The organism is Saccharibacter sp. 17.LH.SD (assembly GCF_009834805.1).
Taxonomy (GTDB): Bacteria; Pseudomonadota; Alphaproteobacteria; order Acetobacterales; family Acetobacteraceae; genus Saccharibacter.
Map to the genome: position 1 here is coordinate 1 of NZ_WVHO01000002.1, position 15522 is coordinate 15522.

Below are 15522 nucleotides of genomic sequence, written 5' to 3' on the forward strand. Positions count from 1 at the left end.
CGTCAACGGATGGTGGAACGGCGAGCACGGATCAGCTTCTGAGTGCGAAGACCGGGACAGTGACTGTCAATACGGGCGGGACGTTGTCAGCGAGTGACGTGCGCGATGCGCAAGGACATGTTCAGACGAACGCGATTACGGTTGCGTCGAATGAGCGGAATGCTGAGCTGAACCTCAATGGAGGCACGCTGCAGCGGAACACCTATAACGACACAGCGACGTCTAAGTCTGATCTCACGTCAGCGGTGAATATCAACCTCAGCAAGACGTCGACGGTTGATACCAATAATGGGCAAGTTGTTCTGGAAGGCCAGGTTGCGGGTTCTGGTGGTCTGACGAAGGAGAGTGCTGGTGGTCTGATCCTCACAGGTCACAACAGCTACCAGGGCGACACGACGGTCAATAATGGCTATGTCCAGCTTGGGAACAATAATGGTCTGACCGGCGATCTCGGTCAGAGCAAAAATGTTCACCTGACGAATGCTGATAGTGGCTTGGTTGTTGATCGTGGCAATGCATTGACCCTTGGCCAGACGATCTCCGGTGCGGGTTCGCTGACACAGAACGGGACGGGCACGACGACCCTGACCGGGACAAATAGCTACACGGGTGACACGACGGTCAATCACGGAACGTTGCAGCTTGGCGCTAATAATGGTCTGACCGGTGATCTTGGCCAGAGCAAAGCGCTTCACCTAACGAACGCCGATAGTGGCTTGGTTGTTGATCGTGGTAATGCGCTGACTCTTGGCCAGACGATCTCTGGTGCAGGTTCGCTGACACAGAACGGAACGGGCACGACGACTCTGACCGGGACGAACAACTACACAGGGGCAACAACGGTTGATCGTGGAACGTTGCAGCTTGGTTCTAATAACGGTCTAACGGGTGACCTTGGTCAGAGCTCTGCATTGCACTTAGCCAATGCGGATGGCGGTTTGGTTGTTGATCGTGGCAATGCATTGACCCTTGGCCAGACGATCTCCGGTGCGGGTTCGCTGACACAGAACGGGACAGGCACGACGACCCTGACCGGGACAAATAGCTACGCGGGTGACACGACGGTTAATCACGGAACATTGCAGCTTGGTGCCAATAATGGTCTGACCGGTGATCTTGGCCAGAGCCAGAATGTTCACCTGACGAACGCCGATAGTGGCTTGGTGGTTGATCGTGGGAACACGTTGACCCTTGGTCAGACGATCTCTGGTAAAGGTTCGCTGACACAGAACGGAACGGGTAAGACAATCCTGACCGGGACAAATAGCTACGCGGGTGACACGACGGTTAATCACGGAACATTGCAGCTTGGTGCCAATAATGGTCTGACCGGTGATCTTGGCCAGAGCCAGAATGTTCACCTGACGAATGCTGACAGTGGCTTGGTGGTTGATCGTGGGAACACGTTGGCGCTTGACCAGACGATTTCTGGTAAAGGTTCGCTGATACAGAACGGGAAGGGTACGACGATCCTAACCGGGACGAACAGCTATACTGGTGCAACAACGGTTAACAATGGGACGTTGCAGCTTGGCAGCAATAACGGCTCGACGGGCGATATTGGTCAGAGCCGTGGTGTTTATCTCAATGGTAACGACAGTAACTTAACGGTTAACCGTAGCAATGCATTGACTCTGGCTCAGGAAATAGCGGGCACAGGTTCCTTCACACAGCTCGGAACGGGCACGACGACGTTCACTGGGGATAATAGCTACACAGGTGCTACAAACATTGAGCATGGCACTCTGAGTGTTAACGGGAACCAGAGCTTGGCGACGGGTCAGACGACTGTCTATAATGGTGCGACACTCTCTGGGAATGGCACGTTGGGTGGTGCTGTCACTGTGCAGAATGGCGGTATCATCTCCGCTGGTAATGGTGAAAGCAATGGAAAGCTCACGATTGCTGGGACAAATAACCCACAGGGCACGAACCTTGTTGTGCAGTCAGGCGGTATCGTAAATGCGAATCTCGGTGCGGCTGCTCAAAGTGGTGATCGCGTAGCACCAGCAGGCTACACGTATCACGAAGGTAGCGTCATTTACGTGACAGGGAAGGCCAGTTTTGGAAGCGGGAGCGTTATTAATCTTGCGACTAATACGGGTGTTTCACTGCGCTATAACCTTCCTTATCGTGTTGTGCAGACGACAGGTGGTATTGAAGGTGATTTGAGCAAGGTCGAGGCAAAACAGAACTATATCTTCTTGAAGCCACAGATTACCTCTGAGAATACGACCGGCTTCGGCCCGACATTGAGTCCGAACAATCAGGCTGACGGGAATGCGTTGGACGTTGTTCTGCGCCGTAACGGTGTTTCTTATTCGTCTGTTGGTGAGACACGTAATGAGGTCAACACAGGGCTTGCGCTTGATACTGTTGGTGACACTTCAAACGTGGCTCAGGCGATGGCCCAAATACAGGACCGTGGCCAGGCTCGACAGGCTCTGAATTCTCTCTCAGGTGAGGTTCATGCTTCGGTAAGGACTGCACTGATCGAAGACAGTTACTATACACGGCAAGCTGTATTTGATCGGTTGATGACGGCAGAATGTGATGGAATTGCTGACGGGGCCAGAACGCGTGTTCGCGATAGCCGGACGGGTCAATGGGTTGACGCTCGCTGCGTGACTGACCGCACAGAGTGGTGGGGACAGGCCTTTGGTGGGCAGGGTCATAATGACTCTACCTCTGGCGGCACAGCTGGGCTGAACCATTCGACGGCTGGGTTCCTGATGGGTGCCGATCGCATGATCGTTGATAACTGGCGTGTTGGTGGCTTTGCCGGATACACGCACTCCATGATGAATGTGGGTTCACGTTCATCCTCTGGTAACAGTGATAACGTGACGTTTGGTGCTTATGCAGGTAAGCACTGGGGTGCTATCCATCTGCGGACGGGGCTCTCTTATACGTGGAACTCCATCAACACGACGCGTCATGTTGGCTTTGTTGGGTATAGCGACCGCCTGCATGATCATCAGATCGGTGGCACGGGTCAGTTGTTTGCTGAACTCGGTTATCGATTCAGGGTCGGTGAATGGACACGGATTGAGCCATTTGTCGGTATGACCTACGTCAACCTGCATACAAATGGTTACAGAGAGCATGGGGGTGATGCAGCGCTGCGTGGCCGTGGTACTGATAACTCGGTTGGTTTCAGCACATTTGGTGTCAGAATGGCGACGCGCCTTCGTGTTGGCGATACCATTGTCAGCCCTTATGGGATGGTTGCTTATCGCCGTGCTTTTGGGAACACATCGCCTTCTGTTCATCAGTCATTCGTATCGGGTAGCAACGATATGGATATTAACGGTGCACCGCTGGCACATGATACGGCTCTATTCGATGCTGGTGTGCAGGCTAAGTTGACGGATATGATTGACCTTCGTCTATCCTACACAGGTCAATATGCTGGTCATGCCTATGATAATGGCGGACGGGCAAGTATCCGGATGCGTTTCTAAAAAACGATCAAGGAGGAGCCCTTGCTCCTCCTTTTCTATGTTGGATACAGAGAGAAAGAGGTTTTTATGTTTCGAAGCATTCTGTCCTTGGGCGTGATGAGCGCACTTGCTCTATGCGTATCTCAAGGGGCGGAGGCTGCTTCATCCTTTCCTAATGGATCAACCTCTTTGACGGAGGCTTATCACGACTGGAGTTTGTCGTGTCATGTTGAGAATGAGAAGAAACAGTGCGTTGTGAGTCAACAAGCCTTTGACAGTAAGACAAGGCAGAGATTTTTTAGTATTCAGTTTCGCCCTCAAGGGGAGCAAATTCGAGGGGTAGCTTTATTGCCGTTTGGATTGGATCTTCCTCGGGGGATGACGCTGATTACAGATGGATTGCCCGTGGGGGATATTTATTCCTTTACAACGTGTCTTCCTGAGGGGTGTGTTGTGCCGTTAGATTTGGATGAAGGACAATTGGGGGGGCTGGTGAAAAGCAAAAAAGCAGCCTTATCTTTTACATCTATATCAGGGCAGGTAATGAAACTACCTCTTTCGACGAATGGTTTACAGCAAGCTTTAGCGCGTGCTCATGTTGTTATGCGGTAAGGAAACAACGCGTCTTATCGGTAAGGTTGTTGTGAAGGAACGTGCCCCTAGGGGCACGTTTTGTATATGGGGCCTAGGTCCCGCAATATGTATGTTCTACGATCTCATTGGGGTGAGGAGGAGCATCAAAGCCGTCGTTTCCATCCGCATAGGGGTGCTTTAAGGCAGCATGCAGTGAGTGGAAGGGAGAAAAATCACCCTTTGTGGCTGCAGAAATGACCTGTTCTATGAGGTGATTCCGCGGGATGATGCGGGGGTTCGTTGCTTTCATGGCGCGGAGTCGTTCTGCCGGGGAGCGTGTCTCGTTTTCCAGGCGATGCATGATTTCTGTTTGGCATAAGTCAATGTATCCTTGGTTGGAGGAGACGCATTCTCTTACGTTGCGATAGTCATTATGTAACACGGCATTTTCACTGCTAACTGTGCGGAATATTTGCGTAAAGTCGGCTTTACCTTTGTGGATCGTTTCCAAGAAATGCTCTAATAGCTGCAAATCCTTTTCATCTTTCTTTTCAAAACCGAGCTTATGTCTGAAGAGGTTAGTCCACTCATGATGAAAGGATGAATCAAATTTATGCAAAATAGAATGTGCATCTTGGATGGCGCTGTCTTCATCTTCATTAAGAAGCGGCAGCAAACATTCGGTTAATCGGCTTAAATTCCATAGAGCGATTTGAGGTTGTTTCCCGTAAGCATATCGTTTGTGTTGGTCGATAAAGCTAAATGTCTTCATGGGGTCATATACGTCTAAAAAAGCACATGGCCCATAATCTAACGTTTCCCCAGATAAGGTAAAATTATCAGTATTCATAACGCCATGAATAAATCCGACGCTCAGCCATTGTGTGACTAATGATGCATGACGTTGTGTGACTTCGGTCAGGAGAGCGTGGTAGCGTTTAGGATCGTCTAATTGAATGGTTGGGAATAAGCGTTGGATCGTAAAATCAGCTAAGGTCTGAACGGATTTTATGTCTCCTTTAGCGGCGAAATATTGAAATGTTCCAACACGAATGTGACTTCGCGCGACACGGGCGATTATGGCACCAGGAAGAGGGGTTTCTCTCTCGATCGTTTCGCCTGTCGTTATGACAGCGAGTGCACGAGATGTCGGTATTCCAAGCGCATGCATAGCTTCACTGACGAGATATTCGCGTAATGCTGGGCCAAGTGCACATTTGCCATCTCCACCACGCGAGAAGGGGGTTAGCCCTGTTCCCTTAAGATGAAGGTCAAACATTTCTCCTGTTTTGCTGGTAAGTTCACCCACTAACAGGGCTCGGCCATCACCAAGGGAGGGGACAAATTGTCCAAATTGATGTCCTGCATAGGCCATGGCAACGGGTGAGAGATGATCAGGGCGCTTCCCTTGAGAGAGAAAAGCAATCCCTTCATCAGAACGGAGCCAGTGAGGGTCTAAGCCTAGCTCATAGGCTAAGGGTTCATTGAGGGCGATGATCTGGGGATTGGGGCTTGGTTTTGGGGTAACAGGAGAGGAGAAATTAGAGGGTAGGTCTTGAGCATAATGATGAGAAAGAAGCACGATACGTCCTGTAAATTATGAGGCTGTTCCATCGAGATAGGAAGGGCGTGTGAAAAATGAAAGAAGAGGAGCGTGTCTGTTCGTGTGCTTTCAGAGTTGGATATTTTTGAATGGGATAAACAAAAGGAAATTTTACTAGAAACATATACGATGATGAAAAAAGGGAACTACAAAGAGAAATAAAGTTAATGAAGGTTATTTTTCTATTAATTTATAAGAGTGATCATTTCATAAAATACAAATAATGTAAGGTATAGTGTGATGAAAAGCATGGTCATTCGCTCTCAACATAGCTATTGTAGAGGGCAGTATGTAAGATGATGTAAGGATGTTCTGTGGAGCAGCAGCCCTCTCCTGAAAAGGATAAGCCTGAACAAATCAGCGCGGTTTATATCCGGTTACGTGCCGTCATAGCAGCCGCCCATTTCCATGGGATAGAGCTGGATATTCGGGACTTTGCCGCTGAACCGGGGGAGGCTTCTCCATCGCCCGCGACTATCGTGAGATGGTTAAGAGAGCAAGGAGCCGTCGCGAAGGGTATGCGCCTTCGGTGGCAGTACCTTGTGAAAATGGGTAATACACCGCCTGTTGTATTGCTTTTCCGGGATGGTTCCGCGGCTTTGATGGTGCGGACGGACCCAGAAAAGGGAATCGTTTGGCTACGTGACCCTCTCAAAGGAGAGGGGGATCATCCCGTCCCTGTGGATCAGCTGCGCCTTATGCAGGTTTGGACCGGCGATGTCGTGTTGATCAAGCGACGTCGTGATGAATCTGAAGGTGATGCGCGGTTCGATCTCGCCTGGTTTGCTAAGATGGTGTTGCGCGAAAAAAGAGGTTTGCGCGATATTATCTTTAGTTCCATGGTCTTGAGCATACTTCAGCTTTTCCCACCCTTGATCGTTATGCAGGTGATTGATCGGGTGGTGAATTATCACTCCATGGCTACGCTTGTGTCGTTGACAGGCTTTGTCGTGATCTTGAGTGTTTACGAGATTTTGTTGAGCTATGGCCGTCAAGAATTAACGCTTGTGATAACGACGCGTCTTGATGCGCGTATCTCGTTGCATGCGTTTAATCGACTTCTTGCCCTGCCATTGGAGTTTTATGAACGTCAACAAGCGGGTGAGATTTTAGGGCGGTTTTCATCAATATTTCGCGTGCGAGATTTCATGACAGGCCAATTGCTGAACACGCTTTTGGATCTGTTTGTGTTGTTCGTTGTTATGCCTGTGTTGTTTTACATGAGCCCGACCATGGCCTGGCTGACTTTAGCTGCGGCTGGTGGCATTGGCTTAATTGTGGTCATTATGTTGCCGGCGGTTAGTCGTGTGGCGGGGGAACAAATCCGCACAGAAATGAAACGTAATGCAACATTATACGAGACTGTAGCGGGAATTCGTACCGTTAAGACGCTTGCGCTCGAGAATCCCCGTCGTGAAGAGTGGGACGAACGCACGGCGGATGTTGTGAAGTGGCGTTTGGCGGCTGGCCGCATTTCGAATTGGGCCAATACGATGGTCATGCCGCTTAATATGTTCATTAACCGTGGAATTATCTTGGTGGGGGCGTATTTGACCCTCACAAATTCAAGTTCCATGGAAGGTGGTGCACTAATGGCCTTCATGATGCTTGGTGGTCGTGTTGCCTCACCGTTGGTGAGCTTGGCGCGTATGATGGAATCCGTCAACGAAGTGACGGTGTCGTTGAACGAGGCTGGTATGGTCTTGAACCAGCCAACTGAGACACGCGCACTGACAACGGGTATGCGTCCGGTCATTAAGGGAGCACTCAGTTTCGTCGATGTTGACTTCTCCTATCCTGGTTCCACAACAAAAGCGCTGTCATCTGTTTCGTTTGACGTAAAAGCGGGGACTATGCTCGGCCTGGTTGGACGTTCTGGGTCTGGTAAATCAACGATTACGCGACTGCTTCAAGGGGTTAGCCGCAATTATCAAGGGTATCTTCGTTTAGATGGCATAGATCTTCGAGAGATCAACTTGCATCATTTACGTCGTTCTTTTGGTGTTGTGCTGCAAGATAACTTCTTGTTCCGTGGCACTATTAAAGACAACATCACGGCTGGGCGGCCAGGCTTAACGATTGATGACGTGGTGCGAGCTGCACGTTTGGCGGGTGCTGAAGAGTTCATTGAGCGTATGCCCGCTGGTTATGAGACGTGGATTGAGGAAGGTTCTACCAATATTTCTGGTGGCCAGCGCCAGCGTTTGGCCATTGCTCGTGCGGTGATTTCTGATCCGAAGTTGATGATTCTTGATGAAGCAACATCTGCTTTGGATCCTGAATCAGAGGCGCTTGTTAATGAGAATTTACAGCGCATTGGTAAGGGACGGACAATGGTGATTGTGTCTCACCGTCTGTCGTCTTTGGTTAATTGTGATCAGATCGTTGTGATGGATCAGGGGAAAGCGTTGGATATCGCTCCTCATTCTGTGCTGCTTGAACGGTGTGAAGTGTATAGGATGCTCTGGCTGCAACAAAATCGCCATATGCCAAATGGTGGGATGCCGACTGGTCCCCTTCCTGAAGGAGACGACGCATGAGTGAAAAAGATATTGACCCTAAAGACAAGCAGCATCAGGGCGATCACTCTGCTCATCAGTCGGATGAGGGGGGTGATACCCCTGGTAAGCAGCCTCAGCATCATGAGGTTCATAACGTTCCAAGAGAGGCAACAGACCCTTTTGCCCCTGATGGTATGCCCTTGGCATTGTTGGAGTTCCATTCTCCAACACGAGGCTTGGTCAATCTCCCAGCGACACCATCTGCGCAGTATATAGTATGGGTTACGGGCGGCCTGTTGATTATGAGCCTGTTGGCCATGGGATTTTTCCCGATCAACAAGGTCGTGTCTGTTAAAGGGCGTTTGATTACGACACAGCCTACGCTCGTTATTCAGCCTTTTGAAAGCGCGATCATACGATCCCTTGACGTGCATGTGGGAGACTATGTGCGAAAGGGTCAAGTTGTCGCACATTTAGATCCGACGTTGACACAAGCGGATATGGATAATTTGGTCGTACAGTCTGAATCACTTCAGGCGGAGGTAGATCGTCTTAAAGCTGAGGCGACCGGCCAAATTTACCGACCTGATATCAATATTCCAGCGTCTGTCCAGCAGGGTGAGGCGTTCTTGCGGCGGCAGCAAGATTATCGCGCTCATATTCAAGATTTTGATCAGCGTATCGCCAGTATGGAGAGTGACCTTCAGGGAGCACGAGCCAATGCAGCGATGTATGCCAGTAAGTTGCGGGTGATGTCTGCGGTTCTTGAAATGAGACGCCGCGAGCAAGAAGAACAAGTAGGGTCACGTCTCTCCACTTTGGGGTCTCAGGACGCTCAGATGGATGCTGAACGTTCTTTAATTACGGCTCAGCAAACAGCAAATGCGACGGAAAACAAACTGTCGGCGTTAAAAGCGACGCGTGAGAGTTATATTCAGTCTTTCAAAGCGGATGCTTATGCGTCATTGACGCAAAGCGAACGTCGTCTCGCCGAAGTGCAAAGTGAGTATCGTAAGGGGCGTTTGCGTCAGCGGTTGATTTTGTTGCGCGCTCCAGCTGATGGTATTGTTTTGACTCAAGCGGCAGTTTCTGTTGGGGCCGTTGTGGAACCTCAAGTTCGTGTTATGACGATGGTTCCGACCGATAGTGGATTGGAGATGGAAGCTATTTTGCGGGCACAGGATGCTGGGTTCGTCAAAATGGGTGACCGGGCCTTGGTGAAATTTGCCGCTTTTCCGTACGATCTATACGGTGGGGCTAAGGCGACTGTAAAAGTCATCAGTGCGGATACGTTCTTACCTGATGAGGCTGCATCGAGTAATATTCGGGCAGGGCTCAATCCAGAAGATTTGATGGGGGATGGAACACCTGTCTTTTACCGTGTCCGGTTGCGGATTGATAAATATACGTTACATGGGCAGCCGCCATTCTTCCATCCTGCACCAGGTGTTCCTGTTGCTGCCGATATTGATGTCGGAAAACGGACGATCATGAAATATTTGTTCAGTCGTGTCGTACCAACCTTGACGGATGGGATGAGAGAGCCCTCATAATAGAAGGATTATGATGGGTATGAAATTAGGACGTTTTGCGTCTTTGCGTCCATCCGTTCGGCGCTTGGCGCGTGGGTTGCGTTGGCTTGAGCAAGGTGAACCTGTTAAGGCTTTCTCCATCTTTGCGTCGTTAGCCAAGCGCGGAAATGTTGAAGCACAGTATCAGGTTGGGCAAGCTTATTTAGGTGGACGTGGTGTCCCTCCTTCTTTGGAGGAGGGAACGCGTTGGATATACCGTGCCGCGCAGGCTGGTCTGCCTAAGGCTTGCTTTACGTTGGCGACTGTCTACGCAATAGGCTTACCCGAGGGGTTTGACCCGGGCTCTTCTTTTCAATCGGTGGAGTCTTTATCTGTCCCTGTGATGGATGCTGCGCCGCGACGTCCTGATTTTGATCAAGCAGCTATTTGGGCCCGTAAAGGGGCGGAGGCAGGGCATGCCGATGCTCAAGCCTTGTACGCGCATGTCTTAACGCATGGCCCTAGCCATCTGCAGGATGCAGAGCAGGCGCGGCATTGGTATCGCAAAGCAGCGGACGGTGGTGCTGCGCAAGGGCATCTCGGTCTTGGTCTGATTTTGATCGGGGAAGCGTCTACTGACGAACAACGAAAAGAAGCCTCCCTTTATTTGCATAAAGCAGCTGATGGCGGCTTAGGTACTGCCTGTGCCACCCTAGGTTGGATGTACGAGACGGGTTTTGCCGTTGGGCGTGACTTATCTCAAGCGGCAAAATATTATGAAAAAGCGGCAGAGCACGGCGTGGCGCCGGCTCAGGCACGCTATGGATTGATGCTCCTTAAGGGAGTGGGTGCAGAAAAGAATGTAACGCGGGCAGAGACGTGGTTGCGCCGTGCTGCTGGTAATGACGACTCAGATGCAGCGGCATTACTGGGGGATCTATACATGCGGGGTGAGGATTTTATTGCTCACCCTGAAGAAGCCTTGAAATGGTATCGGCTCGCTGCCGAAGGTGGACATGTCGCAGCAACGCGTGCGCTCGCCTTACTGTATTTGACAGGAACAGGAACAGAAGCTGATCCTCAGAAGGCAGCTCAGTGGTTTCAGATCGCTGCTGCGAGAGGGGACCGTCATGCAGATGCTGATTTTGGGAATTTGATTTTAGCTGGGGTAACGCAATCTCCTGAAGATCAGGCGGCACTGAAGGAAAGATTCCATAATCTTGCTGAGAGTGGCGATCCGCTGGGCGCCTTTAACTTGGGTGTTTGTTTGGCTCAAGGCGTTGGTGGTGATCGTGATAAAGCGAAGGCCCTCTATTGGATGGGACGGGCGCGCGATGGCATTGTGAATGCCCAATACTGGTATGGGCGCATGCTGATCGAAGGTGGAGACGTTGAGGCCGATCCTGTGCAGGGGTTTGCGTGGATAGAAAAAGCTGCAGAAGCTGGGATGATGGAAGCACGTGTTGCTGTCGCACAGTTTCTTATTACAGGGCAGATCGAAGGGCATCGGGATCACCCACGTGCATTGGAGCTTTACCATCAGGCAGCTGATCAAGGGAGTATTGATGCGCTGTTCTCTCTCGGTGCTATGTATGGTGGTGGGCATGATGTGCCGATGGATCGTACAAAAGCATTTCAGTATTTCCAAAAAGCAGCTCAAAGGGGGCATGGCCTTTCCCAATTGATGGTCGGGCGCTACCTTGTCCGCGGTTTAGCTGGGCGAATGGATCCAGAGGAAGGGCGTCTTTGGCTTGAGCGTGCGGCAGCGCGCGACGTGAGCGAAGCTCGAGAGGAATTAGAGGAACTAAATAATACGACGAGCTCGGAAACGTCTTAGGGAGAGCATGGCCAATAAGTTAGTTCCATTTTTTGGATATGGTGTGACGATTACGGAAGAAGATCGTCAACACTGGTTTGAACGCCGCAAACGACAAGCTGAAATAGCCTTTGAGCGTGGGGTTTTCTGTTCTGATCAGGGAATGAAGGAATCAGGTTTCTTTTGGTTGGGACGCGCTGAGAGGCTTTCTGGTGATCAATCAAACGTTATGTTTGCTTATGCCATGGCCGCTTTTGAGCTTGGGCATAACGCTATCGCTCTGCCGCGATTTCGATTTCTTCATAAAAAATTTGATTTGCGAGAAGCTGCTTTTGGTGAGGTATTATGTCTTAATCAAAGCGGTGATTTTGACCAGGCGAGTAAAAAACTCCATCACGCTTTATCACGCTATCATATATCCGATGGCTTAACTTCAATTGCGGATGATTTGGCGTTCCGTGCAAAGACGCCTGGTTGGGCAAGTTTATCGAATAGCGGAGTGCTGGAGGTAAGGTCTGCAGAACCCGTTTGCTTATATTGGGATGGTCAAGCTCTAGGTGTTTTCCCTTCAGGACGAATTCATATTGCTGAATATGTTCGGCGTTCTTGTGGTGTAGAATGGGCTACAGGGCAGCGTTTATCTGTTTGCGTAGGAGGGAGGCATGTTCTCGGGAGTCCTTTTAACCTCCAATCCCTCACCTATTGTGATGGTTTTGTAAAAGCAGAGAATGGCAGCGTCAGTGGGTGGTTATGGCATCCTGCAGAACCTGATTTTGTTCCATCGGTTCATATTGATGGGAGAGCGTCTTTCAGGGTGCCGACGATTACCGATCGTATGAGCGGCGAGAGACCCCTCTATCGACCGCGTTATTTTACTGTGCCTATTGTGGATCTTCCTAAGAAGAATAGGTGTGAGTTGGTAACGTTAAGAGACACGCATGGCCGGCTTTTGTTAGGCGCTCCTCTTGATCCAAGAATAGGGGCTTTTATAGCGGGGAAGCGTGTCCTACCCAGAGCATTATCTCCTGTTAGCTTGCCGAAAAGATTCAAAAAAATAGCTGCGTTACAGCAAGCAGAATGTGTGATTATTATTCCGGTTTTCGGGGCATATCACGAAACCCGTGCTTGCTTGTTAAGTGTTTTAAAGACGATACCGCAGAATACAGGCGTGATTGTCGTTAATGATGCATCGCCCGAAAAACGATTAGTAGATTTTTTGGAGAAAATGGCAGAGGACGAGCGCATTACATTGCTCAGTCATGATGCCAATAAGGGATTTACGGCAAGCGTTAATGACGCGCTGCGTTATTGTGCCGGACGCGATGTGATTTTACTCAATAGTGATACAGTCGTCTTTTCAAATTGGGTCGAACGGTTACGAGGATGGCTACGTCATGCACAGGTAGGGACAGTAACCCCTATGTCAAATGACGGTGGGCTCACGTCGTACCCATCCGTCAGTGAACCTAATATTATTCCTCCGCTTTATCAGGCTCGTATGCTTGATCAGTTATGCCGGGATGTATCACCTCATACCTTTATAGAGCTTCCTACTGGGAATGGATTTTGTATGGCCATTTCGGCTTCCTGTTTGGCTGAAACAGGTTTGCTGAGAGAGGCTATTTTTGCTCAAGGTTATGGAGAAGAGAACGATTTTTGTTTGAGGGCGTCACAGCATGGATTTAAGCATGTTGCGGCAACAAATGTGTATGTAAAACATCATGGTGGAGCTTCCTTTAAAGAAGGGAAGCACGGGCTTCTCGTCCGTAATCTTAATATATTGAATGCGTTGTATCCCGGTTATACAAAAGCGATTCATCAGTTTGAAAGAAGAGATCCTTTACAGGCTGTAAGGCAGCGTCTGGATTGGTTACGCTTCGAAAATTATGCATTAGAAGAACGTTGCAGCGTCTTATTGATTAAACATAAGGCGGGTGGGGGGGTCGTCCACGCAGTAAGACAGCGTGCTTTACGGTACCTGGAACAAGGGATTGCTGTCTTCTTGTTGAAACCAACTGAGGATGGGTGTGATTTATCGGTTTATGGGGGGGTATTAGGTGAAGCGGCTAGCCTTAAAGTGTCCATCCCGGCTGAGGCAGCACCGTTTATACGTTTACTCAAGCAGTTAAAAATTCATCATATTGAATGGCACCATCTCATGGGGCATGCGCCTTGGGTTAGACATCTCCATCATGAGCTTGAGGTTGCGTATGACATATTTGTTCATGACTATGTTTGGTTCTGCCCGCGTATTTCATTGTTAGACGGGGAGGATCGTTATTGCGGTGAACCAGATATTCAAGGGTGCACGCGGTGTGTCATGCGTTGGGGCCATCAATTGGAGAAAGGGTTGACAGTACCGGCGCTGTTACAGCGTTCAACGCGTGAGCTGGAGGAGGCTCGGCGCGTTATTGTTCCCACGATGGATACAGCACGTCGTATAAAGCGCCATATTCCAATAGACCATGGCATTATTGTCGAACCTTTAGAGGAAGAGGGTTCTTTCTTATCAATGCCTTTACGGCCATCTTATGGGCGCCCTGTTCGACGGATTGGGGTGCTCGGAGGAATTGGTCGTTGGAAAGGTTATAGTGTTTTATTAGAGTTGGGGAAGCATATTCAAAGTAAACGATTGCCTTTGGAAATCATATTGATTGGAAGCACGACAAATGATGAGGCATTATTGGCTACTGGTATTTGGGTAACGGGTGAATATCAGGGGAGTGATCTTGAAGCATTGCTTGAAGCAGCGCATCTCGATATCGGGTTTGTCCCATCTGTTGCTCCAGAGACGTGGTGTTATGTTTTAAGTGAACTCTGGCGTGCGGGGTTGGAAGTTGTAGGGTTTGATATTGGGGCATCGGCAGAACGCATAAAAGAAAGTGGTCGTGGTCAAGTGTTGCCACTTGGGATGCCCGTAGAAAGCCTAGCTACTTATTTATTAAATTATCGTAGAAAAAGTTAAAATGCTCACAGGGTAGTGAAAGTTAATAATATCATTTATTTACAATAATAATCATGTTATGATGCCGCATCGAAAGCTGTAGATTATTTCCCTTTTTGGGCTTCAACTGGTTAAATGATTGGGAAGAGTATGTCTGGCAAACAAGGGGGCGAAATGCCTGAAGCAATGCAGGAACAGGCGCAAAATCGCGTAATGGACCTCAAGGCTGGAGCTCATGTTATGATGCTCGATGCTGGGGTGTTTTGCGTATTTCATGCTCCTGGACAAAAGCCTCCAAGTGCATCGGGTTTGCCAGGCGTGAGGGTAACGCGTGCTCCTGGGGTGTCTTCTGATATCGTTGAAATTAGCACGTTTGAAGCTGACGGATGGATGGGCGGCATGAATGGTGCCGCCCTTGTGCGTGTTCGTCGGGGGCCGGCTGGTGTCATGGTGACAACGTACCAAGAGCCGGAGAGTTCTCAAGAAGGTCCACGTTTGCAGGTGATGAGGCTCATCAGTGGAGTCTATGATGCGAACCAGGAAGCGGAGGGACAAGCTGCGGCATCGGCCTCCGCAGAGGTCATCGGGGAAGAGGGACGTGATATTGTCGCTCATGTTCAACGCCATGGTGATGTAAAACAGTCTTTCGGAGAATGGGTTGGGACGCCAGGAAGCCAGCTCTGGGTTGAAGGTTTTGCGATTAACACGGACCGGATTACGACAAATGATATTGAGTACCAGGCTGTTTTAGGGCGTGGATGGCTTTCTCCTTGGGTTGAAGGGGGACAGTTTTGTGGCTCTCGTGGGATGTCACTCCCTATTCTCGGGTTGCGTGTTCGTCTGAGAGGGGAAGCCGCGTCTCAATGGAGTTTGCGTGTTAGCGCGACCTTTACGGATGGAACACGATTAGGCCCAGTTGATGGGGCTGATGATGCGTTAGAGGCAGAGAGCCTCGCCCCATTGGAAGCTTTTCGTATTGAACTGATTCCAGCGAAGGCTGAAGCGACAACGCCGAAAGCGTCTGAAACGCAGGATAGTGATTCACAGAGCAAAACAGCGGAAAAGGCGGTTTCGAAATCTGCGTCAAAACGGAATTCCCGCTCTCGTCGCCGCTGATCATTATTGAAGCGT

Annotated in this window: 8 protein-coding genes; 7 read left to right on the forward strand and 1 reads right to left on the reverse strand. The window is 49.8% G+C overall.

Annotated elements, in window-relative coordinates:
- Both GS501_RS00655 and GS501_RS00660 read left to right on the forward strand, forming a co-directional pair.
- A partial coding sequence (locus tag GS501_RS00655; RefSeq protein ID WP_160829978.1) for an autotransporter outer membrane beta-barrel domain-containing protein occupies positions 1–3464 on the forward strand: 3464 nt, incomplete at its 5' end.
- Between the two features lie 66 nt (positions 3465–3530).
- Positions 3531–4055, forward strand: a complete 525-nt coding sequence (locus GS501_RS00660; protein WP_160829979.1) for an invasion associated locus B family protein — start codon at positions 3531–3533, stop codon at positions 4053–4055.
- A 73-nt stretch (positions 4056–4128) separates the two neighbouring features.
- Here the strand turns inward: GS501_RS00660 and GS501_RS00665 are convergent, their stop codons facing one another.
- A complete protein-coding gene (locus GS501_RS00665) occupies positions 4129–5598 on the reverse strand; it encodes a protein adenylyltransferase SelO (protein ID WP_160829980.1) in 1470 nt (489 codons plus the stop codon).
- Between the two features lie 335 nt (positions 5599–5933).
- Between GS501_RS00665 and GS501_RS00670 the strand changes: the two genes are divergently transcribed.
- The 5 genes from GS501_RS00670 (at position 5934) to GS501_RS00690 (ending at position 15507) form a co-directional block, all read left to right on the forward strand.
- On the forward strand, positions 5934–8159 hold the full coding sequence (locus GS501_RS00670) for a peptidase domain-containing ABC transporter (RefSeq protein WP_370517889.1): 2226 nt from the start codon (positions 5934–5936) through the stop codon (positions 8157–8159).
- A complete protein-coding gene (locus GS501_RS00675; protein WP_160829981.1) occupies positions 8156–9673 on the forward strand; it encodes an HlyD family type I secretion periplasmic adaptor subunit in 1518 nt (505 codons plus the stop codon). The genes GS501_RS00670 and GS501_RS00675 overlap by 4 nt, the downstream gene beginning before the upstream one ends.
- A 10-nt stretch (positions 9674–9683) precedes the next feature.
- Positions 9684–11468: a tetratricopeptide repeat protein gene (locus GS501_RS00680; protein WP_237442347.1), complete on the forward strand. Its 1785-nt coding sequence runs from the start codon at positions 9684–9686 to the stop codon at positions 11466–11468.
- A 7-nt stretch (positions 11469–11475) separates the two neighbouring features.
- Positions 11476–14412, forward strand: coding sequence for a glycosyltransferase (locus tag GS501_RS00685; RefSeq protein ID WP_160829982.1), 2937 nt, complete (start codon positions 11476–11478; stop codon positions 14410–14412).
- Positions 14413–14541: 129 nt separating this feature from the next.
- The gene (locus GS501_RS00690) at positions 14542–15507 is read left to right on the forward strand and encodes a hypothetical protein (protein ID WP_237442348.1); all 966 of its coding nucleotides are present in this window, start codon (positions 14542–14544) and stop codon (positions 15505–15507) included.
- The last annotated feature ends 15 nt before the right edge of the window (positions 15508–15522 follow it).

Bases quoted from the DNA above. Each gene is read 5' to 3' on its own strand.
- GS501_RS00660 (WP_160829979.1), top strand. From the start codon at position 3,531: ATGTTTCGAAGCATTCTGTCCTTGGGCGTGATGAGCGCACTTGCTCTA.
- GS501_RS00675 (WP_160829981.1), top strand. From the start codon at position 8,156: ATGAGTGAAAAAGATATTGACCCTAAAGACAAGCAGCATCAGGGCGAT.
- GS501_RS00680 (WP_237442347.1), top strand. From the start codon at position 9,684: ATGATGGGTATGAAATTAGGACGTTTTGCGTCTTTGCGTCCATCCGTT.
- GS501_RS00685 (WP_160829982.1), top strand. From the start codon at position 11,476: ATGGCCAATAAGTTAGTTCCATTTTTTGGATATGGTGTGACGATTACG.
- GS501_RS00690 (WP_237442348.1), top strand. From the start codon at position 14,542: ATGTCTGGCAAACAAGGGGGCGAAATGCCTGAAGCAATGCAGGAACAG.